Source organism: Rhodococcus sp. 06-235-1A, assembly GCF_002258785.1.
GTDB lineage: Bacteria > Actinomycetota > Actinomycetes > Mycobacteriales > Mycobacteriaceae > Rhodococcoides.
Map to the genome: position 1 here is coordinate 23,157 of NZ_NOYI01000016.1, position 22,745 is coordinate 45,901.

Annotated in this window: 21 protein-coding genes and 1 pseudogene; 6 read left to right on the forward strand and 16 right to left on the reverse strand. The window is 58.0% G+C overall.

The genetic code is table 11. The features are described from left to right. Positions 1-9 precede the first annotated feature (9 nt). Genes CH275_RS16490 through CH275_RS16500 form a run of 4 tightly spaced genes read right to left on the reverse strand, consistent with a single transcriptional unit; the run spans position 10 to position 2,868 of the window. Entirely contained in the window at positions 10-972 is a 963-nt protein-coding gene (locus tag CH275_RS16490) for an NAD-dependent epimerase/dehydratase family protein (protein WP_094679426.1), read from the reverse strand. After that, positions 969-1,568, reverse strand: coding sequence for an SIS domain-containing protein (locus tag CH275_RS16495; protein ID WP_094679427.1), 600 nt, complete (start codon positions 1,566-1,568; stop codon positions 969-971). Before CH275_RS16495 ends, CH275_RS16490 begins: the two co-directional genes overlap by 4 nt. Before the next feature lie 2 nt (positions 1,569-1,570). Then, positions 1,571-1,858 carry a phosphopantetheine-binding protein gene (locus CH275_RS29215; RefSeq protein ID WP_143546794.1) on the reverse strand — a complete coding sequence of 96 codons (288 nt, stop codon included), beginning with the start codon at positions 1,856-1,858 and terminating at the stop codon, positions 1,571-1,573. Continuing rightward, positions 1,855-2,868, reverse strand: a complete 1,014-nt coding sequence (locus CH275_RS16500; protein ID WP_094679428.1) for a Gfo/Idh/MocA family protein — start codon at positions 2,866-2,868, stop codon at positions 1,855-1,857. The genes CH275_RS29215 and CH275_RS16500 overlap by 4 nt, the downstream gene beginning before the upstream one ends. Positions 2,869-3,589: 721 nt before the next feature. Here CH275_RS16500 and CH275_RS16505 point away from each other — a divergent pair. After that, complete coding sequence (locus CH275_RS16505) at positions 3,590-4,114, forward strand: hypothetical protein (protein WP_143546796.1); 525 nt, start codon at positions 3,590-3,592, stop codon at positions 4,112-4,114. Positions 4,115-5,041: 927 nt separating this feature from the next. On the opposite strand, the gene CH275_RS29220 is transcribed toward CH275_RS16505, so the two are convergent. Next, positions 5,042-6,100 (reverse strand): hypothetical protein, encoded by a 1,059-nt coding sequence (locus CH275_RS29220; protein ID WP_143546797.1) that lies wholly within the window; start codon positions 6,098-6,100, stop codon positions 5,042-5,044. Between CH275_RS29220 and CH275_RS16525 the strand changes: the two genes are divergently transcribed. Next, complete coding sequence (locus CH275_RS16525; protein ID WP_094679433.1) at positions 6,078-7,655, forward strand: AMP-binding protein; 1,578 nt, start codon at positions 6,078-6,080, stop codon at positions 7,653-7,655. The two genes, CH275_RS29220 and CH275_RS16525, sit on opposite strands and share 23 nt — an antisense overlap. A gap of 14 nt (positions 7,656-7,669) precedes the next feature. Here the strand turns inward: CH275_RS16525 and CH275_RS16530 are convergent, their stop codons facing one another. From CH275_RS16530 to CH275_RS16570, 9 genes are all read right to left on the reverse strand, one after another. Continuing rightward, a complete protein-coding gene (locus CH275_RS16530) occupies positions 7,670-8,554 on the reverse strand; it encodes a GHMP family kinase ATP-binding protein (protein ID WP_179276186.1) in 885 nt (294 codons plus the stop codon). A gap of 92 nt (positions 8,555-8,646) precedes the next feature. After that, on the reverse strand, positions 8,647-9,342 hold the full coding sequence (locus CH275_RS16535) for an NTP transferase domain-containing protein (RefSeq protein WP_094679435.1): 696 nt from the start codon (positions 9,340-9,342) through the stop codon (positions 8,647-8,649). 2 nt (positions 9,343-9,344) lie between these two features. Continuing rightward, positions 9,345-10,511: a DegT/DnrJ/EryC1/StrS family aminotransferase gene (locus CH275_RS16540; protein WP_306436951.1), complete on the reverse strand. Its 1,167-nt coding sequence runs from the start codon at positions 10,509-10,511 to the stop codon at positions 9,345-9,347. Beyond that, the gene (locus tag CH275_RS16545; RefSeq protein WP_094679437.1) at positions 10,508-11,167 is read right to left on the reverse strand and encodes a transaldolase family protein; all 660 of its coding nucleotides are present in this window, start codon (positions 11,165-11,167) and stop codon (positions 10,508-10,510) included. Before CH275_RS16545 ends, CH275_RS16540 begins: the two co-directional genes overlap by 4 nt. A gap of 93 nt (positions 11,168-11,260) precedes the next feature. Then, on the reverse strand, positions 11,261-12,208 hold the full coding sequence (locus CH275_RS16550; RefSeq protein ID WP_179276189.1) for a metallopeptidase TldD-related protein: 948 nt from the start codon (positions 12,206-12,208) through the stop codon (positions 11,261-11,263). 110 nt (positions 12,209-12,318) lie between these two features. Next, positions 12,319-13,344, reverse strand: a complete 1,026-nt coding sequence (locus CH275_RS29225) for a glycosyltransferase family 4 protein (protein ID WP_143546798.1) — start codon at positions 13,342-13,344, stop codon at positions 12,319-12,321. Between the two features lie 260 nt (positions 13,345-13,604). After that, entirely contained in the window at positions 13,605-14,321 is a 717-nt protein-coding gene (locus CH275_RS16560; RefSeq protein ID WP_094679440.1) for a maleylpyruvate isomerase family mycothiol-dependent enzyme, read from the reverse strand. Next, positions 14,321-15,115, reverse strand: a complete 795-nt coding sequence (locus tag CH275_RS16565) for a class I SAM-dependent methyltransferase (RefSeq protein WP_179276190.1) — start codon at positions 15,113-15,115, stop codon at positions 14,321-14,323. Before CH275_RS16565 ends, CH275_RS16560 begins: the two co-directional genes overlap by 1 nt. A 46-nt stretch (positions 15,116-15,161) precedes the next feature. Next, positions 15,162-16,415: a pyridoxal phosphate-dependent aminotransferase gene (locus CH275_RS16570; RefSeq protein ID WP_094679442.1), complete on the reverse strand. Its 1,254-nt coding sequence runs from the start codon at positions 16,413-16,415 to the stop codon at positions 15,162-15,164. A gap of 97 nt (positions 16,416-16,512) precedes the next feature. On the opposite strand from CH275_RS16570, the gene CH275_RS30415 reads away from it, so the two are divergent. The 4 genes from CH275_RS30415 to CH275_RS16590 all read left to right on the forward strand — a co-directional run bounded on the left by CH275_RS30415 (position 16,513) and on the right by CH275_RS16590 (position 19,917). Continuing rightward, positions 16,513-17,121, forward strand: a complete 609-nt coding sequence (locus tag CH275_RS30415; protein ID WP_094679443.1) for an SET domain-containing protein-lysine N-methyltransferase — start codon at positions 16,513-16,515, stop codon at positions 17,119-17,121. A 64-nt stretch (positions 17,122-17,185) separates the two neighbouring features. Then, complete coding sequence (locus CH275_RS16580; RefSeq protein WP_094679444.1) at positions 17,186-18,244, forward strand: methyltransferase; 1,059 nt, start codon at positions 17,186-17,188, stop codon at positions 18,242-18,244. 543 nt (positions 18,245-18,787) lie between these two features. Next, the gene (locus tag CH275_RS16585) at positions 18,788-19,180 is read left to right on the forward strand and encodes an SdpI family protein (protein ID WP_179276191.1); all 393 of its coding nucleotides are present in this window, start codon (positions 18,788-18,790) and stop codon (positions 19,178-19,180) included. Between the two features lie 464 nt (positions 19,181-19,644). Further along, on the forward strand, positions 19,645-19,917 hold the full coding sequence (locus CH275_RS16590) for a hypothetical protein (RefSeq protein ID WP_094679446.1): 273 nt from the start codon (positions 19,645-19,647) through the stop codon (positions 19,915-19,917). A gap of 115 nt (positions 19,918-20,032) precedes the next feature. Here CH275_RS16590 and CH275_RS16595 read toward each other — a convergent pair. Then, a protein-coding gene (locus CH275_RS16595) for an IS3 family transposase (protein WP_373453719.1) occupies positions 20,033-21,180 on the reverse strand; the annotation gives its coding sequence in 2 pieces (ribosomal slippage) (positions 20,033-20,913 and positions 20,913-21,180; 1,149 coding nt in all). A 150-nt stretch (positions 21,181-21,330) separates the two neighbouring features. Next, a pseudogene (locus tag CH275_RS16600) lies at positions 21,331-22,487 on the reverse strand (IS3 family transposase). Between the last annotated feature and the right edge of the window lie 258 nt (positions 22,488-22,745).

Here is a 22,745-nt window from a genome sequence, read left to right on the forward strand (position 1 = left end):
TGGGGTCGCCTAGCGCTCTCCCAGTAGCCTGCTGATCGCGATACGAACTGACGATTCGCAATCGGTCGGTGCTGCCCAACCCAAGTCCTGAGCTCTTCTGAGATCGTATTGAACTATGGGTACATCACCAGGCCAGCCGCGCTCACCGCCGCTGTGGTCCACATGGACGTCGGCCAGCCCCATGCGCTCTATAACCATCTGGGCAATGCGGTCGACACCGATCGTCCCCTCGTTGCCGAGATTAAGTACTTGGAAGCCAGCGCCGAGACGATCCGAACAGGCTAAAATTCCCGCCACGCATTCCTCTACTAGGAAATAGTTCTTTCGTTGCTTCCCGTCCCCCAGGACGAGCAGACGCGATGAATCTTTATTCAGCTTCTCAATGAAGTCGTATAGCACTCCATGGTTCATGCGACCACCGACAACGTTGCCAAATCGGAATGCATGCGCAGTGAATCCGTACAGGTGACAAAAGGCGCTCAGGATTCCTTCTGCAGCCAGTTTACCTGCACCATACAGCGAAATTGGTGCAGCAGGCCCGACGTTCTCGGGAGTCGGTACTAGTGCCGGTTCTCCATATACGGTTGAGCTTGAAGAAAATATAATTTTTCGGGATTCGCTCGTGCGCATCGCCATCAGCACTGAAAGCGTCCCGTCAGCACACTGCCGAAGGTCCCATTTCGGGTCGTCAAGTCCCTTACGCATGTCAACGCTTGATGCGAGGTGGACGACGACATCGTCCACACCCCAGTCGTTCACTGTAGAGGCGAGGAGATCAGTGTCGAGGACGTCGCCTTCGATGAAAGAGAACCTAGAATCGGCAAATGCCGGTTCTAGCCACTTAGTGTCACTGTTGCTTAGATTGTCAAAGGCAACTACGCGCTTAGTGTTGGGGTCGGCAAGTAACCGCTCAACGAAGTGGGACCCGATGAAGCCCGCGCCACCGGTGATCAGATAGCTCTTTCCCGTCATGATTGCTCCTGCTCGATTAGCTCGCGCACGGCTACGCACACTGCGTGGTGGACTAGGACGTGTAACGATTCGATCAACGGCGTAGCCAGTGGCTCGTCGTACTCAGGAACATTGATGTGCACGTCGGCCAAGTCGGCTAACCGTCCACCGTCAAATCCTGTTACCGCGATCAACGCTGCGCCTCGGTCGCGTGCCATTTCGGCAATACGCGGCAGGTTGGCCGACACCGAGGCATCCCGAGAACCGCCGTGCACGGAAAAGAGCACCACGGAGCTGTCTGAGCTTATCCAGGGCTCAGCCTGCTCGGCGTAAACTGAGGCAAAATCAGCATCATTTGTCCATGCTGTGAGTGCAGAAACGTTGTCGTTAAAGCATATTGTTTTTGCGCGTGGACGACCGGGAACGATGGTCAACTTGGCCAGGTCGGCTACAAAATGTGATGCGGTTGAAGCAGATCCACCGTTGCCGCACGAGATGGTCACCCCGCCCTGCGTGTGAGTGCGATAAATCAGGTTGGCTGCGTCGCTGATCGCCGTTGCGTCTAGTTGACCTAGGCGCAAAGCTGTGCGTTCTAGAAGGTCGTGTCCGATTGGCATGCCTAAGCTCCCTCGCTCGATGTTGTGCTTTGATGATTCGCTTCAGACTTGGCGTTATACACGGTGGCGGAAATGGCCGCGGCGGTGTCAAAGGCTGCTAGTCGAAGTGCGGTTGGCGGCAATGCACACCAACGGTTTTCGATCTCGGCTTGTATTGATTCCAATGCGAGACTATCAAGTAGGCCACTGCTAAAGAGCGGAGTCGATGCCTCGATTTGATCATTTTCGGCTACTGAACGTACTAAGGCGAGTACTTGGCTCTGAAGATCGTCGGCATGTTCCTTGGTCATGGTGCCACCCAACAACCTTCGTCCGCGGCCGAGTAAAGGGCTTCAACAACGGCGACCGCCTGCTTTCCGTCATAGGCAGTCCGGGACGTCGGTATTCGCTTATCGAGAAGGGCTACCATCGCCGCCCATTCATGCGCCCATGACTTGTCGGCACCTCGATATTCGCGTACGTCCGCAGAGAATGGACCGGTGGTCCTGCGCCAAACGGATAACCGCATCGGGCCGTAAGAGCCAGCTAACCCCTCGACCACAGCGGTTGCCTTGCTTCCGCCGACTTCAAGGCGAAAGAGGTTGACCCACTGAGTCAGTGAGGAATGCACGGTGCAGGTGGCACCGCTTTCGTGCAGCAGCAACGCCATAGCGTCGTCTTCCAGCGGAGCCATTGCGGGCCACTGCATAGTTTGACGCGTGCCGGTGACGGCCTTCACCTCACCAAATATCTGGCGCGCGAGGTCAACGACGTGTATACCCTGCTCCATGAGGTGTCCGCCGGCCACTACACTTGCGTCTCCACGCCATTCATCGGTATAGCCGTCCCGGCCACCAATGCCATACACTGCGCGTCCCCACAGTAGTTTACCAAGGTCTCCTTCGTCTGCCAGCCGCAACAGCTCGGCGATTGCGGCGTGATAGCGGTGGTTAAACCCACATATAAGGGGAACACCAGCGGCGTCGGATGCGGAACACATTTGTGCTGCCTCATCAGATGTGAGCCCTAACGGTTTTTCGCAGAGAACTGGTTTACGAGCGGCAAGAGCTGCGATCGTTATCTCGGCGTGGCTGCTTGGCGGGGTGCACACAAAGATGACGTCCACGTCGTCCGCAGCAACTAAAGACTCCCACGTCGCTTCCACTCGTATTCGGTGGCGGGCGGCAAATTTGACCGTAGCTGCATCGTCTACGCCCGCAACGGCGACAATTTTTCCGGAATCATCGTCCTGTAGTGCCGCTGCTCTCCGAGCGGCTTGCAACCCTGTCCCCACTATGCCGACTCGGTAAGCCGATGGCACCTGAGAACTCCCCTCGCCGATTCACGCATCAATGTTTCGTGGTTCAACGGATCCCACCGTAGCAGGAATTTCAACGCTGCCAAGGGAACGGGAGTGCCAGGGGATCCAAAGATTGGGTTCGGACTTACTGAAGCGATGGTCACCGCACTGCCGACGTCTTGACGACGCCTGTTCGGCCGCTGTCGAACAGGAGGCTACGACAGTGCCTGGGTTAGCGAGGGAGCCATCCCCGACATGGATACCTAGTCGAACGTCATGCTCGTGGCTATCCGAAAAGAACGCCCGAACTCCGATGCAGTAGATGTCCCGAACTCCGATGCAGTAGATGTCCAGCGATCCCGACGGTCTTCGATTGACTGCTGCGTTCGTCACCGGTACCGTACGAAATCTAACCGCCGGTTCCGTAAATGCGCCTTCTGCGAAGATCGCATAGACGCTGTTGAAGTCACTAGTCTGAGCGTTTCTCTGCATGATTTCGGTGAGAACCCGCTGGTTGCCGACGTACAGCTCGCTCTAGACTTGGCTGCATGGACTCAGATGCTCTCAGCGCGCCCCGGCCATGCCTTCCAGACCTGTATCGCTTGATCAAAACCGGCGTATTGTCGATGCTGATCGTCACCGTACTGACCTAATTGGCATCGATACCTTGCCTCCAAGATCCGCGCACGGCGAGATGAGCGGGAGCTGCGGAGGCCTGCCCGACTCCTGCACAATAGATGCTATGCCAACAGCCAACGAGATCAAAGCCGTCGACAGCGATGCCCTAGCATTCGTGCTTACAAGATATCGTCGAGAAATTAGTCAATTCCACGCTGAATTTCTCGACGAAACCGGAATAATGCAGATTAACAATTTTCCCGAATGGATTCCGCCCCGGTTTATTGTCAAATCGCTCGTCGACAAGTATCTCAACGTCAGCATTATCGGGTCCCTGTCGGTAATTGAAATTCAGCCGCCCGATAGTTGCCAAATCATTGAGTTTCACCTTTCAGTTGGTGCGCACCATAGGCTTCTAAATTCGCAGAGCCGCGTACCTGAAATGGACGCTCTAGCGTGGGCTGCCGCTATCTTTGGGCCGTGGGCAGAGGAATCGTACTTCGTCGGTCCCGAAGTGGTCACCGCTGCAGGGCTATCGCAGGTTCTTGGTTTCAGTTTATACATCTCTGATAAAGGGCTACCCTGCCATCCCCCCCAGTTGGTAGCGCTGCATCGATTGCTCCAAATAGTAGGGAAGAAAGCAACTTAGAATTTGTTTTGCAACCATCGGTCTCAGGCTGGTCCGAAATCGAATCGGGCTGGACGTCGGCTATTCCTCGATGTCGGTGTAGCATGCGAGACCGACGAAGTCGCCACCGAGCTGCGTCTCCTTTAGTCGGACCACGCTGACAGTGTTGAGGGTAGGTGTGTCAGCGATGAGGCGATGCGTCGCGAAATTGCGTGCGACGTTGGATTCGCTTTCTCTTGAATATCGGACGGCTAGAGATTGGTCAGCTTCTCCCGAGTCATCGTCGGTTGGCACGCCTCGACGGTCGGCAAAGGCACCGCTGTGGTCACCATGAACTGTCCCGGGTTTCTTGCCGCTCCTACGCTTGCAACATCTCCGGGTGGAGAGCCAATTCTTGACCGTAGACCATCTTGAATTCGTCGGGTGTGAGGTAGTCGAGGGTGCTGTGGAGTCGGCGTTGGTTGAACCAATCGACCCCCATAGTGGCGAACTCGACATCGCCGATGGTTCTTCATCGGACCGTTCAGGAATGGGCTACTCTTCGATACCGCCTCGGTCTCGAACAACCCAATTGTGCTCTTCGCCAACGCATTGCCGTAGGCGTCTCCGACACTTCCGATCAATGCTGCAATCCCCTCGAGCACCGGCGTTTCCTCGAATGCGATCGACGTGTTGAATCCGCCCTGGCTGCCGGCGCGCCGCTGTGATGAATGAAGCCCGAGCCGACGCTGCTCTTGCACTGATCCCGACTGCATGGGCGGCGTCCTTGACCGTCACGCCACTGCTATGCAGGTGACGAAAACGTCATCTGAAGCTGATACGGGAAACCCGTGTGAACGACCTCAGGTATCGTCTTTGCAAGCAGCAGTCCCTCGTTATGTTTCGAGATATCGTGCTGAACTCCCGCCATGAAGCATGAATGTGGCGCTAGAGGAGTGCACATTGTGTCTACTGCATACGCATCCGCAGTGCGGACGCGTATGCGGCGTCGGTAGCGACGGCGGTGCGGATCGCATCACTGGCGAGGTCGATCCGGTCCTGTCGGATGTTGCGTTCGAGAGCTTGCATGGCTCGCCAGGCGGCAGTCCAAGCTTCTCCCGGCAGTAAGGTGACGGGCACGTCGATTCCAAGCTTGGCGGCCAGCGTGTGCGTCCCTTGTCGTGCCTGAACGATGAAAGCCAGCTCCTGGCGCAGGCCCAGAAGCAAGTATCGTCCGAAATGGAGATCGCGTTCCTCGTCGGTAGTCGGGTCGGGCTTAGTGGCCAAGTCTGCTAGGTAGGACCAGCCCTGTAGGGCACCAGCCAGTTCCTCTCCTGCCGCCGGTCCAGGATGCATTCGGATTTTCCCAGCTGGCGTGTTCAGGTGGCTGGGAGCGCCTTCCAGGTAGCGATCCAGGCTGTCTCGCAGTTCGTGCTCGGCCGATACGGTGAGTTCGTGTTCGCTGGGTGGTGCTTCGAACAAGATCGATAGCACTCGTCCGCTGCATCCATGCGGATTTTGGTTGGTGTAGATGCCCGCGCGCAGCTCTTCAGTTCTCATCAAGTAGCGACCGGCCCACCAAGATTGTCCTTCGAGGACCTCCCAACTGTCTACGTGCTCGGCAACTGGCACGATTGTGTGTGGCAGTAGGCCCGGATTTGACGTGGCTAGCCATGGGCAGTGGCTGTCCGGCACGAAAAGGATTGAGCCACCAGTACGTAGATCATCATGCAGCACCCCAAACAAATGCTCTGGTTCGATGACCCGATCAGTCACCTGGGCACCGGCTAGGTCCTGCAGGAGGGTTAGCCAGCCTCGGTCATGACCCGATACGGTCAGCTGAGAACGGTCAAGCAACGGAGCCGGAAACTCGCCAGTCTGGCGGACGGTCAAGGTCGCAGCAAATTGGGTCCCAAGGATGTGACTATCTAGCTCGATGCCAGCACGCACCGCTATATTGGCGGCACAGCCGATTTCGCAATGAGTTGAATGCAGTACGGGAGGGGTGGGCGCGTTGGCGTCAGACATATCGAGAACTCCCTTGTTGTCCGCTGTACTCGCCGAGGCAGCCCATCGTGACCCCGGCCGGGTGGCGGTTGGTACCCCATCCGGTGCCACCAATTACCGGCAACTGGCCGAGATTGCCGGCCGTGTTCAATCAGCGATTGTCCAGCTGGGGGTGCGTCATGGTGATCGCGTCGCAATTATAGGCGCGCCGGTGACCGAACATACGATCGCCGCGATTCATGGTGTGCTGGCGGCGGGCGCTATTTGGGTGCCAATCGACCCTGGTTCGCCACCAGCGCGGTGGGCGTCCATCGTGGCCATGGCGGATCCGGCAGCGGTGGTGGCTTACGCCGGTGCCCTTGACTTGTTCACCGCAGTAGCGCCAAACATTCCTGCGGTCGTAATTGATAAACCAGCCAAGAAACTCCTAGATGAGGTGCCCGCGACTGGGAAACGGATCTGGCTTGGTGATATCGGTCCAGCGGAATTGAGACCTCATGGCGGCGATCAGGCTGATATTGCGTATATTTTGCCGACTTCGGGCACCACCGGCGTGCCTAAGGGTGTGGCCCTAAGTCATCAGGCCGGTCTAGCGTTTGCTGATTGGATGGTGTCGCAGTTTGCGGTGTCAGCCGATGATGTTGTAGCTGCGCATGCACCATTACATTTTGACATGTCAGTATTCAGTCTCTTTGGTACCGCCCGGGCTGGGGCATCAATTGTTCCGGTACCGTTGCAGTTGTCATCCTTTCCCGCCGAGCTGGCCGACTGGATTGCTAACCAGCGAATTTCAGTGTGGTTTTCGGTCCCGTATCCCCTGATTCGACTGGCGCGGCTCGGCGTTGACGGCTTGCTCCAAGTACGCAACACACTGCGAACTGTACTTTTTGGCGGTGAAGTATTTGCTCATGAGCAGTTGGCAGTGTTGATGCGTGCACTACCTGATACCCAGTTCGCCAATTTGTTTGGTCCTACCGAGACGAATGCTTGTACGGCCGAAGTATTGACTGAGATACCCAGCGAGCCTGTACCGATTGGCCGCGCTACCGCCGGTGCCCACTGCTGGGTAGAGGATCATCAGGGCAGGGTGCTGACTGCGGATGGTTCTGTTGGTGAGTTGGTTGTCGCCGGTCCGACGGTGGCTAGTGGCTACTGGGGACAAATGGAGGCAGGAGCCGGCGGTTTTCGAGTCGGTCCCGAGCTGTGGGCGGGACGAGGGTTTGCGACCGGCGATTGGGTGGAAATTTACTCAGGACGTCGTTTCTTGTATCGGGGCCGCCGCGACCACATGGTTAAGATTAACGGGCAACGACTCGAACTTGGTGAGGTTGAATCGGTTATTGCCGAACTTCGAGAGGTACGCGGTTGCTGTGTCTTGCCTCTCGGCGGACATGAGGATCCCCGACTGGGGGCTGTGATTGCTAGCGAAGCGCTCGGAGAGGAAGACATCCGCGAGCACTGCAGGGCGCGGCTTCCACGGTGGGCAGTACCGGCTCGGATTGTCCTCGTCGAGGAGTTGCCGCTAGGATCGACTGGGAAATTGGACCGACTCGCGGCGGCGACATTGTTTACGTAGATTGGCAAATTTTGTCATTCGCTTTCGACTCGCACTCCGTGCTCGTCACAGCTGACCATCCACCGTTGCAAACCGAGCTCCGCGGCCGTCGAGCCAACGTTATGTTGCGTGGTGTCAGGTGACGCCACTAACAGATAACCGCCAGCCCCAGCGCCAATTACCTTGGCACCCAACGCCCCCGCTTCCCGTAATTGCTCATACCACCGGTCAAGCTGCAGATTGCTTGTGCTCGGGTTGAAGGCCCGTTTGGCCTGCCAATGCCGATCAAGCAAAGCGCCAATTTTTGGCGTGTTTTGCGCGCAGAATGCCGAATAGAATTCGTCCACCAGCGACGTCACGCCACCAAATGCGCGGCCCCCACTCAAAATGCTTGCCTGAGCGTTGAGTGGTGCGGCCGACGAACGAGTGATTGGGGTGCGCAACAACATCAGCGCGCCCTGTTCGAGCAAGCTGTCGATGGCTGCCTGTAAGGCAGGTAGGCTTCGGGTGCGGGCAACGCCTGCTGGATCAATGACGAGTTCAAGCGCCCCGCCAATTGCAGCCGCCCAATGATCTTGCTGACCTACTGGCCGACCGCATTGGATTCGCTCTAAAATAAACGCGGTGCGCGCAGCTTGTGCGGCAGCGACCCGCTCTCCCAGGCCAGCGGCGAGCGCGGTTACTAAAGCAACGAGCATCGCGCTTGAACCTCCGAGGCCGCTACCTCCGCTGACCGGCGACGTGATTTCAATTCGCTGGGGTTCGGTGATCGCAAACCAGTCAAGAGCTGCCTGGATAGGACCAGTATCAGGGTTGGTCGAAGCGATAAGCTCAGTACGACGGTCCGGCCAGCACACCACACTGGCACTACCGCTTGATTCTGCGGTGACTCGTACTTGTACCCGGGCGGCAAGAGCCACCGTGAGCAGTCGACATCCATGCTTGTGATAGTGCTCAGGGAGATCAGATCCCCCACCTGCCAACGAGAGTCGTAACGGTGCGCTAGCAACAGTCATAGCTTCTCCGCCTGCGCGACCACCTGGTCGTAGTGCTTCCGGGTTCCGATGTGATCCTCTGGCGTAGTGACGGGTATGGCAGTCAGGTCACCTGCGGCCGCCAGTGCAGCGTAGAATGAACACTCATCGTCACCCCTGTACCGGTCCAAAGCGCTACGTTCGAATGCCAATAGCCCGCGGTCTGCCAATAAGGCCCCCGGCGGCGAGGGCTTGGCGTAGGAGACGACCAGTTTTTCTCTGACGATTACGTTCGCATTTATCGGGTCGACGGGCATTCCTACGGCCATTGCTGCCGCGGTCGGCGTGCTTCGTGATTGCTCAGCGAACCAGTCGGCGGGGATCCGGGGCACCACATCGCAGTAGGTCAGCAGGAAAGAATCCGGTAGCCGGGGACCTGCCCGGCGTAGCGCGCCAATTGTGCCGAGCGGGACAGGCTCGACTTCGTGAGCCACGGCCAAACCCAAATGCGCCCCGTCGCCTATCGTGTCGATGATATCGGCGGCGCGGTACCCGGTACAGAGGACCACGTCGGTAGTGCCGGCCTCGGCGAATTGGCGCAGTAGACGGACGAGGAAAGGTTCTCCGCCAACCGGCAGCAATGCCTTGGGAGTGCTGCCGGTAAGAGAACCCATCCGGGCCCCACGCCCGCCCGCGAGGACAACCAAAGTGGGAGGATCGGCAAGTTTGACCATGATTAGGCTGCCGCGTCGCTAAGTACATTGCCGACTGCCTCAACCACGTACTGAATGTCATCGGCGGTCATAGTCGGATAGATCGGGAGAGACACCAATTGAGGGAAAGCTTCGTCAGCATTCGGAAATCGTTGCCATGCACGAACGACGTTGGACGCATACCAGGTAAAAGTATGCAGTGGCTGGAAGTGGATGCTAGTGCCTACACCGGCCTCGCCGAGGCGATCTCGAATATCGTCACGGTCAAGGCGGAGTTGGTCTGTACGCAGTCGAATGGGGAACAGGTACCAGGAGCTTCTATCTGTCGAGGTGTCCGCGCGAGGTAGCTCTAGACCCGGCACCGCCGATAGATGTCGTATGTAGAGGTCAGCGATCGCCCTGCGACTGTCCATCAATTCGCCACTGCGTTGCAGTTGAGCTCGGCCTAGTGAGGCGGCAAGGTCAGACATGTTGTACTTGAAGCCAGGGCGGTCTACATCGTAATGTGAGCGACCCCTCGGCCGGTACCGGTCAGCCGCGCCTCGACTGAGACCGTGGAGGCTCCAACACCGGGCTTCGTCAGCGATCCTAGCGTTGTTGGTGGCGAGCATTCCACCTTCGGCGGTTGTAATTGGTTTGGTCGCGAAAAACGAAAACGCTGAAACATCTCCGACCGTGCCGGCGTTCGCACCGTCCCGTGTGGCTGGCAGCGTGTGTGCTGCGTCCTCGATGAGCAACAGTGAGTGAGCTTCGCACAAGGCGCGTAACTTCGCCATGTCGGCCATCCGGCCAGCGAAGTGCACAGCAATAACCGCCTTAGTCCGTTCGGTTCGTACTGCGTCGACCTGGTCAGGTCCTAATGTGAGGTCGCTAGGTTCGACATCGGCGAGCACTGGCGTCGCCCCTGCATGCACAACCGCTGCAGCGGTTGCTGTGAACGTAACTGTTGGAACAATGACTTCGTCGCCGACGCCGATGTTGGCGGCGACCAACGCGAGATGGAGTGCGGCCGTGCATGAATTCAGTGCAACGGCATGGGTGACACCAAGCATTTCCGCGAATTCGGTCTCGAATGCCGCCGCCTCTTCGCCGGTGGACAACCACCCGCTTGAGATAACCCTGTTTACCGCAGCCCGCTCAGAATCTCCCAGCGTCGGCACTGCGAAGGGTACGAACCGCGCGCCAGTCACTGTACGTTCTTGGCGTCGATCTGGAACTGGGCTACCGTCGCCCGGCTGTAGTGGTGATCCAGCCAGCGGCTCAGCACAGACGGCGGAACCGTCACTACATCGGCGCGTGCTCGCAACGCACCTGTGAGATCGCCTGCGCTGCGAACACTACCAACCAGTACTTTCGTGGGGAAGTTGTAATGCTCCAGCAACCCCACAGCCTCCGACACCAAAGTGCCGGCGTCGGCACCTTCATCTGCGGCCCGGCCCCAAAGCAGGCTGGCATACCGTGCACCAGCCTTGGCAACTGACACAACCTGCGCCAGTGACAGACACGCCGTTGCATTCACGGGGATCTTTTCCTCAGTGAGGGTGGCGATCGTGTCTAGATTTGGTCGGCCCGACTCGGAGATCACCGGGATCTTGACAACTATATTACTGGCGATTTCCGCCAACTGACGCGCATCATCAGCCATCGCGGCCGGATCAGAGTGCTGAACCTGCACTGAAACATCTCTCGGTGCGACGAGCGCGGCAAGATCCGCAGCACATTCCCGACGGTTGGTGTTACCGGAGCGAGCGAGAAGAGTCGGATTGGTGGTCACTCCGTCTATAAGGCCATGAGGCAGCCATTCCCTGATTGCATCCAGATCGGTCGTGTCGAGGAAAATCTGCACTGACTATGCCTCTCGGTGAGTTCTGCGGTTAGCGCAGTGGAATTAGCCTGCATGGCTAAAAGTTCATTCCACAGCCGGCTATCGGATCTCTACTTACAGACTTACCCCTTCGCATACAACAAAGGGGCACCGGACAACCACTCCGCCCCAGCTCACCGGCACCGTTTCTGAGCTGCCGGGAAGCGTCCCGACAATCCCGGAAAGCAAGTCCGGCATTGCTACAGTTATTCGCATATCGCCAACTGCTGCCGCAGGCTTTCCAGGGCGGTAAAGCCAAACAGTGTCGCGGGTTGAGGCGGTTAAGATTCCCCGGTGCGCATCTATTACACTTACATAGTGTACACGACCTATATGTAAGGTTGGTGCTGTTTCGAGGCCGCAAGGCTTATTTTGCGAAAAAGACATCACTAGATCGGCCGGGTAAGCTGCAAGCTCGGGAATGTCGCTCCGGGCACCCGGTGCTCCTCCCTCTTTAACTGCGGTAACTGCGCCGATCGCGACGCCGCGTTCGACGAGCGGAACGTGAGAGCGGTACCGGCCATGTAGATCTATCGGCCATCCTCCTGTTGCCGCCGGATCGTCGACCACAGAAAGGCCGGGTGGGCCAAGCTTCTCTCCTAACCATCGTTCTTCGCGCCTATAGACGTCAGGTGCATCCTGCACCGAGAAGGCAACTGCCGCGAATTCTGCAAGGAGTTCCGCAAACGCTAGTGGCGAGAACATGATCCGGTCGGGAAGCGTCGGAGTCATTTCTTGTTCTGGCGCGAGTCTGGTTGCGACGGGTAGGCAGTCGGCCACCTTGATAGAGTCTGCTGTGCCAACTGTGGCGCGGGTGGTAGCGATACCGCCATGCGTACGCGTTAGCAGCACCGACCGCCGGTGCATTCTCCGTAGTTGATTTTTGTCATCGTACTGGACACCGTCGACATCTACGACCCGTCCCGAGATCGATGCATCAATAACTTTATTGATGCTGCCGAAAAGTTTTCGCCGGGACAATGCAGAGTGCACTGTCGCAGAATCTAAAGCGCCGATGTCCACATCGCGATCCTTCAGTCTAGAAGAATGGTGAACGTCGGCCTCTACATGGCTGGTAATTTGCCCGCCGGAGAACCTCAACACACCGTGTCTCTCAACTCTGGCAGACGGGGTCATTCGATCGCCCGCTGCAGACACTCGTCGATAAATCTGCGGATATTGAGCCTCACGTCGCCGTCTGTCCGCACCATTGCCGCAGCTGCGGAGCGCATGGAGGCGCGCTCACCTGACGTCATTGCCAACGCCCGCTGCAATGCGGCGGCGACCGAATCTGTTGTACGTTCAGTGACTATCGCCGCACGTCCGCCGTCAGCGAGTTCAGGCAGGTTGCCAACATTCGCCACCACGACGGGGGCTCCTCGTTCTCTGCTGGTCCACATTGCCTCCAATGGTGACACGGCACCCGGTTCAGCGGCACCGAGAAATAGCGATGCAACTGTCATCGGATGCTGCAGCAGCGCAGAAATAGTATGAAACGGTTGTTCGTGAAGGAGGACTGCAGGGCCCAGCGGAGCCGCAAGATGTGCTAGTTCACGTGAAGGCTCTCGAGTTGCGATTATTGGCGTTACTGTTCCGAGCTGAGCTGCAGCCTGTAGCAGTAGGCGGTACCCCTTGTCTAGACCCGGAAACTCGGCGCGACCCCACATCACGGCCAACGGACCATCCGGCACCCCCATTGACCGCGCGACGGTAATGCACTCGTCGGTGTCTAATGGCCTAAAACGCGGATCTGTCAACGGAATGCCGCTCCGATTGAGTAACAGAGACGCATCAGGAATTGCCCACTGTTCACGATACAGACGCGCCGTGTAGTCCGAAATGGGAGCTAAACAGACTCGCTGACTCTGCTTAACCCAAAATGCAAGATCTCCGTCGGAATCAATCTCGGCACCAGATGGCAGCCCTCCCGACCCATTAACTGCCATCCCAAAGGTATGGACTATTAGCAGCCGCTCTGCGACTTCCGGACCGAGGCGGTGCAGCATCCCTGCTACCCGAGAGAAAAGGCTGGTTCCGGTAACCACAACGACTACATCGTAGTCGGCTGAACGCTCAAGAACTGACTGCGCGGCCGCCGCCGAAAGCGCGTGAAACATTCGATCTTCGCCCCAGCCACGGAGACCGTCGTCATCGTTCACGAGTCGGACGAACTGGTGGTCGAACAGATCGGCGACTCTTTGGCATCGGGCTGGATCCACTCCGGGCGCGTCGGATCGAAGCCACGGCTCGGCCAAAGCGAAGTCGACGGACCATCCTAGAGCCGACCAGCGGTGACGAGTTTCGGGGAGCGCATTGCCAACATTCTCGACAAACCGGGAGACCCCGCCACGGTCGACTTGGGCACCCTCGGGCATCACCCACATAATGAGGGCGCTGCGGTTAGCTTTGTGCGCGTTAGTCATAAAAGGGCTCTCAACAATCGGACGAGGTATTCCTGATTTGGCGACATCCCGGCGACTGGGAGTCGAGCACTAACCGCAGCAACGAAGTCTTCGGCACTCAGTGACATGTCCTCTCCGCGCTCACTGAGGACGCGAGTGTAGCCGTGATCGGCCGGTGTTAATCGGACATCAATACCTCTCTCTATTACAGCAAAGCGTGAAAAATTTAGCCGCCATTTCATTCTGGCCAACTGCTGTTCTGTAGGTACCGGCACGCCCATATCGTCGTTGTGAGTGGCATACTCGGACGCAATATGCCAGCACTGCATCCCGACCAGATAATCGCCGTAACTAGTGGCCAGTGCGGCGTCCTGGGGCATAGACCGCCACAACCGGTGCACTTCGTCACTGCGCGTCAGCCATTCGCGATGAATCTCTTCGTGGTTTAGGTGTCGCCGGCGCATTACATGAACAGTATTATATTCCTCGTCGTCTACCCAGGCTCCGAGTTCACCAATGGCGTTGCGAAGACAAGCCTGGTTATACAGTTCGCCGCTCGCTAGATGGGCAACCACGTCGTGGACGTCCCACAGCTCGCATCGTGTGGGCGCGCTCCAACGTTCATCGTCCGCACTGATCAGCCAGTCGGCAAGGCGCTGACGCTCTTGGTCGAGCGCGTCTATACCTGAGCCGAGTTTCGCTAAACCCTGGCGCTGGATCTCGATTTCATACATCAGTCGACTACCCGCAGGTCGATCCGGCTATCGAGGCGATTACCAAAGTCCAGCACGTGATCGAGCAGTGTAAGGTATGTGGCGCGGTAATCGAATCCCTGCGGGGCATCCAGCTTCGCAGTAACCCCGGGCAGATTCTTCAAAGCCTGTACCCGGATGGAGTTTGGAGCGGAGACGTAGACAAGCGAGCCCGCGATTACCTCCGAAACGACTTTGAAACCCGCCGCACGCATCGCATCAGGAGGCAGTAAGCAGGTGTGCAGCGCGGCGGCAAGTACTGCGTATTCGTTGAGGGGTAACGGATCTGAGTCGATTGCCGCTTGTTCTCGTTCCTCCGCGACATCATCCAGGTCCAACAGGTGCGTTGCCACCGGCGTACTGATGATGATCCGTTCCCGGGCCACCCGGGCGAGTTCTGCAACTGTCTCGGCTACCTGATGCGGATAGAGATGCTCAAGTACCTCAAGACAGTAAACAGTATCGACCGCGTCATCGGGTAGCGGCACTGAAGGAAGGGAGCAGACGGATAACTCGTCAAATATTCGATGTCGCTTGGCCAGGGCGAGCGCCGCGTCGGTTGCGTCAAGCCCGATTAAGGTGTCCGGGGCATCTATCCCCTGAATTAGGTAGCTTTCGGTTTGTACCCATCCGCATCGGAGCAGGTAGCCATAGGCACCAGATCCGCAGGCAACATCGGCTACCTGGCTCCCCCGGACCTGTCGTAAAGCCGACCAAGCCAGCTGCGGGTCACTGATCTGCCCAGATAGGCGCTGCAGCTCTCGGTATGCGCGCATAAGAACCCCTCCTCCCATTGACTGTAGCAAGTGATGGTGGATGCGTTCATTGAGGCAAAAGATCACGCCCCGGATTCCACGCAGACAAGGCATTCTGGAACAGGCTCCGACTGCGTCCCAACCAGACCTTGAGCCAACTCTGCCCGTCCCGCTCTGTCACAGTTCCAAAGAGCACCCCGCATTGGTCGAATATGGCCTGAGACAGTACCGGTGCTGCCGTCTCAAGATCACAGCGCACCAACAGGTAAGGGGCACCCCCATGGGTGACAATGCGGTCGGGTTCGATTCCAATTGAAGTGAGCGCAGCCTTGGCCGCCTTCTCGTTGGCGGCGATCTCCTGCCTGCGTACCTCGCTGAACTGATCGCAATCTGGCGTTGCGATCCACGCCGCCATTGCCGCTTGAGTGCGCATCCCTGCCGGAGGGTCGCGTACTAGCCGAAACCGCCGGGAGTAGTCAGCGAGGGCCCGCTCCGGCCCCGCGACCGCCCCCAAAGTCCAACTGTTGCAAGCAAATTGTTTGCTCAATGACCGCACATAGAATAACTGGTCGGTGGCAATCAACGACGATAGTTCGGTGACAGCGTTCGTAGGTGTGTGCCCGGGCAAGGTCATCCCATGGAACGCGTTATCAATGATAGCAATCATATTGTATTGCATGCACAGCTCGCCAATATCGGTAATTGCACCTGGTGCCCAATTTGCACCGGTCGGGTTGTGCTGTGGGTTCACTACCACTGCAGCGAGGTCGACTCCGAGTTCGCTGCACTGGGCGATGGCCTCTCTAAGATCTGCAACGGTTGGGCCGTCGCGATTGTCGACCCGCACGCGAAAGCCAATTGGCACAACCCCTGCAGCGAGGGCAAGCTGTCGGTACATCCATCCAGGTTCCGGATGCAACACTGCGGCAGGCTTCGTCGACCGCTCGGCGGCGAGACGGAACAAATCCGCCAACGCGGCACCAGTACCGGTCCAGGTCACCGATGTAGTCCAGTTCGGCACATCGGGCCAGCTCTCTTGCACAGCAAGCCAGTCGTGAAGCCGTGTACGCAACTCCGGCATGCCAAACATCGAGTAGACGAATCCGTCTAAAGGTTGACTGAGCTGGTCTCTCAAAGCATCCAGCAAGGATTCTGGCGCCCCCTCGGGACGGTCCGCGACGTTGAGAAGATAGACGGGATCTCCTCGGCGGGCCCGGCTGATAACGGCCATAGCTGCGGTGTCATCGCCGACGTTAACGCGGTCAAGGGCGCTTCGGCGCACGAGCCAAAGATCATTGTCGAGAGGATCATCCTGCCACATGAAGGGCTCCTGAATCGGGGCGAACGGTATGCTAGAACATCACACTACGGTAGTGTTGGGCATCAGTTCAGGCGACGTAGGCAGGAGGGCGAACTGAATGCTAGATGGCCGTTTCGAGTGGGCATGCAGTGAAATCGGCACCTTTGGGGTGCGGGCAGCCGAGCTTGTTCCGCTGGGCTCAATAGTGTGGTTCCCGTGCCCTAAGTGCCCGCGGTGGACAGTCTCGGAACGTCAAGATCTTTCTACTGGTGTTGATTCGCGACTGGACTCGTGGGGATACCCGCTATTTGATGGTTCGTTATTGGTGCCTTGCTCTGGTGCGCAGATGATAAATCATAGCTGCGATCCTACCGTGCTGAATGTCGGACTGGATTTCGGGATTGCGGTGCGTGATATTGAGGCAGGGCAAGAGGTCACTGTCGACTACAGCGCATTTGATACTAATGAGACGCGTTCGATGCATTGTTCCTGTCGTGCCTCGGCGTGCCGCATCGAAATATCCACGCTCGACGCGACCAATCCGGCGATGTTGCGGAAATGGAGCGAACAACTCAAACCCGCCGTCGATGCTATGAGAAAAGTCGACCAGCCTCTGGGGTCGTATCTTTCTCGATGGAGTCAATGTTTTCGGGATTTGCGTGCTGGGTCGTCATTGTCGGAGCTGTCGTGCGGAGATTCTGTGGTCCGGCCAGGTTTTTGTAGCTGATACCTGACATCATCCGGCTAGGGTGGGGCCGGTTAACAGACGATAGAAAGGGTAAATCTAGATTATGGCTAACGGAACGTATGAACACCAGGAAGTTCTCTCGAATTTAATCTTCGGTACACTTCGCGCCCAGGTGTTCCGCGCCGCCGCTCAACTGGAACTGGCCGACTATCTCTCGAAGGAGACACTCACTAGCGCAGAACTCGCAGAGCGAGCGCAGCTGGACGTGGATGCATTGCGTCGTTTGCTGCTAGCTCTAGAGAAGATCGGCGCGGTCGTGTGTGATCAAGGTGGAAAATACGGACTTACTTCGTTGGGGCAGCGACTTCGCACCGATGTTCCTGATTCTGTTCGCGATCTTGTCCTCTGCTACAACGGTGAGGCAACTTGGCACTGCTGGAGCGATTTGGCGGGTACCGTTCGTACGGGGGTGAACATTCTCGAACGCGTGGACAAAAAGAATTACTTCGAGTACCTCAAGGAGGACCCGTTGGAGTACGAGCTCTTCAATGGGGCAATGGCGGACGACTCCCGCAACTCTGCCAAGAGCATCGCCGGGGGCTTCGATTTCTCTCGCTTTGGCACCTTGATGGATATTGGTGGTGGTAATGGCACCCTGATTGCCAGCATTGCGGCCGTCCACGACTCAGTTGAGGGCATAGTGTTTGATCTGCCGACAGCAGTCGGCTCAGCGCAACAGATTTTCGCCCTCAACGGCGTTGAGGGTCGCTGCAGGGCAGTCGGCGGCGACGTCTTCGTTGAGGTGCCTGGTGGTGCCGACGCATATATGATGAAGAGTTTTCTACATGACTGGGATGATGAACATGTCATTAGCATCCTCGCAAAAATCCGAAAGGTGATAGGTGAACATGGCCGAGTGCTCGTTATCGAGCCGCTGTTCCCAGACGACCCGCACAGCTTGCCGTCTTTTTCGGGCGTAATTACATCCGATCTTGATCTCCTGTCGGCTACCCAGGGCAGAATCCGTAGCAAAGCAGATTTTGAGGAGCTGTTTCGCGCCACCGGCTTCTTACTGTCTAATATTACGCCACTCGGCGCGTACGATTTTGCAAACTACGAGCACTACAACGTACTTGAAGCCACGCCAAGGTCCGAATTGTAAACCGTCCCCCCTTTTTTTGCAGCCCTAGACTTCCTTGAAGTGATGCAACGGTAGAGCGGGCGTTGTCGGCGTGACGGTTGAAGTTACACCGGGATCCACGCTTTGAAGTTGTGTAAAGGGCACTGTCTAGAGCTCAAAATCATTGACGTCGTCAGCCTCCGTTCGGCCTACAGGAGAACGCGCGTGCGTAGATGAGAAGTTCGATACCACTCAAGTGCGGCAGTACCATTCCCGCCACAAGCAAATCCGCGACACGCGTGTCCTTTGACGGTTCACGTCTCTGAGCCCTCGGATAGCAGACCGTTGCCCGTTGACGCCGAGCATCTCGTCGGTCGCCCGCTCGCTCGCTTCAGGGGCTTTCAACCGTGAAGAAGCTTTCGGAGTGTCGAGTGTCCTAGTGTTCAGCGTCTATGGGACAATAAGACTCGACCGGTATTCTGCAGTAGTCTTGTGTCTTGTGTCGAAAGTCTTATTAGCTTAGGCGAGATTAGTTGCTGGGCGTCGAGAGTGTGGCCCACTGGGTCAGGCTCAGGGTTAATGGAGGTGATCGTAGTGGACGCGTGTTCTGCCCACCAGTTGTCTATGACTTTGGCTATGGCTCTATTCGTGCTGGCGCTGACCGTCTACATGACTGCGCACGCGACTAAAGGGGAACAGGACCCCAACTCACTCATCGGCATTAGGACTCGTGCGACCAAGTCGAGCAAGGAAGCCTGGGTTGCCGGGCATCGTGTTGCGTACCCCTACTTGCTCGCAGGTGCAACCCATTGCTTGGGTTCGTCGGTGCTGATAGCGGCGTTCCTTGGATTCGATTTCGTGCCCGCCACGGCGCTGTTAATTTTCTCGATTGTGCTGGCGTTGGGGGCGGCCGTCATCTTGACGGCGAGTGGCATCAAGGCCGATCGCGAAGCGAAGAAGCATATACACGCCACCTAGATGGCACGTGGTTCAACAATGAGAGGGAATATGTTGGAACCTGAGTTCCTTCATAGCAATGATTACGGCGCGTGTCGAACCAGCGCCTGTTTGTTTGGCCGCGATGTCAGAGGTTGAACAGTCGCCATTGCGTTTCACAAGAATATCGACAACTGTAACCGGCATTCGATGCTGGTCGGTGGCCACAAGCGCTCCCCGCAGCTGCGTCGGAGCATGCATACGTAGCCAGCATGCCTGCTAGCGTGATCGGTAGCATACTCGGACTATCTGGCAGTGGCCGTTCGATCAAGGTTGCGAAATCAGCGAACGTGGTTGAAATCCGACCGAATCGAAGAGGGCTACAAGGATGCGCACTGACCTGGCTTAGCCCGGCTGAAACTGGAGGTGGGCAGTCGTCACCCTCGACGCACGGTACGTGCGGCGACATCCCGGGTTCGTCGTCAATCAGCTCTAAGGTGTCGCGTATGAGCGAGAACGAGTCGGTCGATGTGGCCGCAATTCCTGATCGTGTGCTCGATGACCTCGCCGAGGTTCTTATCGACGGGCTCGATCAACTTCTCGATCGGTTGACCGACCGGGCGTTTGATGCGCCGACACCGGGATCGGCTGTCTGGGAATTGGAATGGAGCGACCGAGAGTCGGCGATCGGCCAAGCTCGCGCCTTCGAGCGGAATTGGTGCGGCGAGCAGGTGCCGGCCTCGGGATGGTGGCCGCCGCTCCCCCTGCATCACTGCTAAACCAGGTGACTCAGCCGCCGCGCAGAGCGCGGGCCGGTCGTGTTCGTGTCGATGACGCTCTGGCAGGTCCCCGATAGTCGGGCCACCGTGTTCTAGAGCCTCGGTGTGATTGATTTCAGTCGATCTCGCAACCCTCGACCGGTTGGTGGTTGTGGGTGCATCGGGCAGCGTACTCGGCCGGCGTGAGGTAGCCGAGGGATGAGTGCCGGTGTCGATGGTTGTGGTCGTCTTTGAGGTCCTCGATCACCACCCTCGCTTCGAGCAGGCTCGTCCAGTGATTTCGGTTCAGGCACTCCTTCCGTAGCCGATTGTTGAACGATTCGATGTGTCCGTTGTTCCACGGCGTCCCCGGCGGGATGTAGGAGATACCGACACGATCTCGGCAGAATTGTTGCAGCACATGGGAAATGAACTCCGGACCGTTGTCCATTCGCAGCGCCAACGGCGGCCCGCCCCACAGCGCGAACGTCTTGTCGAGCTCGTCGGTCAGCCGCTGTGCGGTGATCGAGCGCTCCACGATATTCAACAGGGACTGCCGGGTGTGTTCGTCGATCATCGACGCGATTTTGATCGCCTTCCCGTCGACGGTCGACTCGAACTGAAAGTCCATAGCCCACACCACTTTCGGCGCATCGGCTTCGATTTGCGGGCGGGAGCTGATGCCGGCGCGTTTGCGTGGATGGTAGATCCGAACCTGCAGGCCCTCCTCTTTCCAGAGCCGGTGCACCTTCTTCTTGTTCACCGACATGCCCTGGTCGTGCCTCAGATGCGCCCAGGCGCGACGGAAGCCGTGCATCGGATGCGAGCCTGCGTACTTCCGCAACGACGCCCTCAAAACCGCGTCGGGGTCCGCGGGCGTTTCGGCGATCGGTGTTCGTGCGTAGGTGGAGCGGGCAAGTCCAACTGCTCTGCACGCCAGACGTTTCGACACACTCATCGTGTTGACGAGCATGTCGACGGCGCGGCGCTTGGCGGCTGGGCTCAGAATTTTCCCTTCGCTACCTCCCGCAGTGCATCCTTCTCCAGCTCGGCCTCGGCGAGCAGGCGTTTGAGCTTGCCGTTCTGCTCGCGCAACTCTTTGAGTTCCTTCGCGGCATCGGTGTCCATCCCGCCGTACTGACGACGCCAGTTGTACAACGTCGCCGCCGACACCTCGAGCTCCGCCGCGATCTCCTCCTGCGTCTTGCCCGCAGCAGTGAGCTCATCAGCACGTCGCAGCTTGCGCACGATTTCCTCGGCAGAGTTCCGCTTCCGTCCAGCCATGTTCTCCATCGTCCTATCCGCCCAGCTCATGGGCAACAAGACTCTAAAACGAGATGGCTCCGTTCACTGGGGACACGCCACTATCAGTGCTGACCCAGCTACGCGATTCGGGACTGCCCCGAGTTCAGTTGACTGTCGGGGTTGAGTGATTCAGGCCGCGTGTGCGGTCCGGTTGATTGTCTCAAACTCGATCGGAGTGAGCTTGCCGAGGCGTCGTTGACGGCGTTTGCGGTGATAGGTCTTTTCGATCCAGGTCACGATCGCCAGCCGTAGTTGCTCGCGGGTCGACCACCGCTGGCGGTCGAGGACGTTGCGCTGCACGAGTGCGAAGAACGACTCCATCGCGGCGTTGTCACCGCACGCCCCGACCCGCCCCATAGAACCTCGTAACCCGTTGCGCGACAGCGCTTGTACGAACTTCCTGGACCGGAATTGGCTACCGCGATCCGAGTGAACGATAGTCCCCACCGAGCCTCTTTGCGCCACAGCATTATCCAATGCGGACACCGCTAACGAGGCCTTCATCCTGGAGTCGATCGAGTAGCCGACGATCCTGTTCGACCAGACGTCCTTGATCGCGCAGAGATACAGTTTGCCCTCGTCGGTGCGGTGTTCGGTGATGTCGGTCAGCCACAGCTCGTCCGCGGCCTGTGCGGTGAACTGACGGTCGACGAGGTCATCGTGGACCGGCGGGCCGGCCTTCCTGTTCAGGCCTCGCTTCTTCGAGAACACCGACCAGATGCGTTCTTGTGAGCACAACCGCGCGACCCGGTTCTCGCTGGCGGTGATGCCGCGGTCGGGTAGCTCATCTGCGATGAAGCGATAACCGAATGCGGGGTCGTCGGCGTGGATCTCACGAGCAATGTTGATCAGATGCGCATCATCCCAATCTCATTGCGTGACTGGCTGTTTCTTCCACTTGTAGAACGCTTGGGTGGAGAAACCGAGAACCCGGCAGGTCACTGTGACGGGGACTCCGTCGCCAGCAAGGTCGAGGACCAGCGGGTAGATCATTTTGGGTTGACGTCCCGGGACAAGTAGGCAACCGCGCGACGCATGACCTCGGCTTCCTGCTCGAGCAGCTTGATCCGTTTGCGGGCTTCTCGCAGCTCGGCGGACTCGTCGAGGCCTGTCTTCGTGGCGGTGCCGCGTTCGACTCCGTCGTCGCGGTCGGCGATTTTGAGCCAGCGGTGCAGGCAACCTTCGGAGATTCCGAAGTCCTTCGCGATCTGACGCAGCGGGGCCTCGCCTTTGCGTGCGACGGCGATGACGTCGCGGCGGAACTCCTCGGGAAATGCTTTCGGCATGATGAACATCCTTCCACCGTGAGGAGCGATCCTCACAGATCAGATGTCAACACTAATAATGGTTGTAGCGTCGAGCAGCGACGTCTGACTCGAATGTCAACTGACTGAACGATGTCTTTCTTTGGATTTGTCGGCGGCCGTTGCTCGACGCTCCCGCCTCGCCACCGCGGCCGAGTCGGGGCGTCGCCGAGTCTCGGTTGTGTGACCTCATAGGAGCCTTGAGCTCATCGTTAGTGTTTTGTCCACTAACCCCATTCG

Excerpts from the sequence above, each read along its gene's own strand:
- CH275_RS16580 (WP_094679444.1), top strand. The coding sequence starts at position 17,186 with ATGGCTAACGGAACGTATGAACACCAGGAAGTTCTCTCGAATTTAATC.
- CH275_RS16560 (WP_094679440.1), bottom strand. The coding sequence starts at position 14,321 with ATGTATGAAATCGAGATCCAGCGCCAGGGTTTAGCGAAACTCGGCTCA.
- CH275_RS16490 (WP_094679426.1), bottom strand. The coding sequence starts at position 972 with ATGACGGGAAAGAGCTATCTGATCACCGGTGGCGCGGGCTTCATCGGG.
- CH275_RS29220 (WP_143546797.1), bottom strand. The coding sequence starts at position 6,100 with ATGTCTGACGCCAACGCGCCCACCCCTCCCGTACTGCATTCAACTCAT.
- CH275_RS29215 (WP_143546794.1), bottom strand. The coding sequence starts at position 1,858 with ATGACCAAGGAACATGCCGACGATCTTCAGAGCCAAGTACTCGCCTTA.
- CH275_RS16535 (WP_094679435.1), bottom strand. The coding sequence starts at position 9,342 with ATGGTCAAACTTGCCGATCCTCCCACTTTGGTTGTCCTCGCGGGCGGG.
- CH275_RS16590 (WP_094679446.1), top strand. The coding sequence starts at position 19,645 with ATGAGCGAGAACGAGTCGGTCGATGTGGCCGCAATTCCTGATCGTGTG.
- CH275_RS16505 (WP_143546796.1), top strand. The coding sequence starts at position 3,590 with ATGCCAACAGCCAACGAGATCAAAGCCGTCGACAGCGATGCCCTAGCA.
- CH275_RS16565 (WP_179276190.1), bottom strand. The coding sequence starts at position 15,115 with ATGCGCGCATACCGAGAGCTGCAGCGCCTATCTGGGCAGATCAGTGAC.
- CH275_RS16570 (WP_094679442.1), bottom strand. The coding sequence starts at position 16,415 with ATGTGGCAGGATGATCCTCTCGACAATGATCTTTGGCTCGTGCGCCGA.
- CH275_RS30415 (WP_094679443.1), top strand. The coding sequence starts at position 16,513 with ATGCTAGATGGCCGTTTCGAGTGGGCATGCAGTGAAATCGGCACCTTT.
- CH275_RS16495 (WP_094679427.1), bottom strand. The coding sequence starts at position 1,568 with ATGCCAATCGGACACGACCTTCTAGAACGCACAGCTTTGCGCCTAGGT.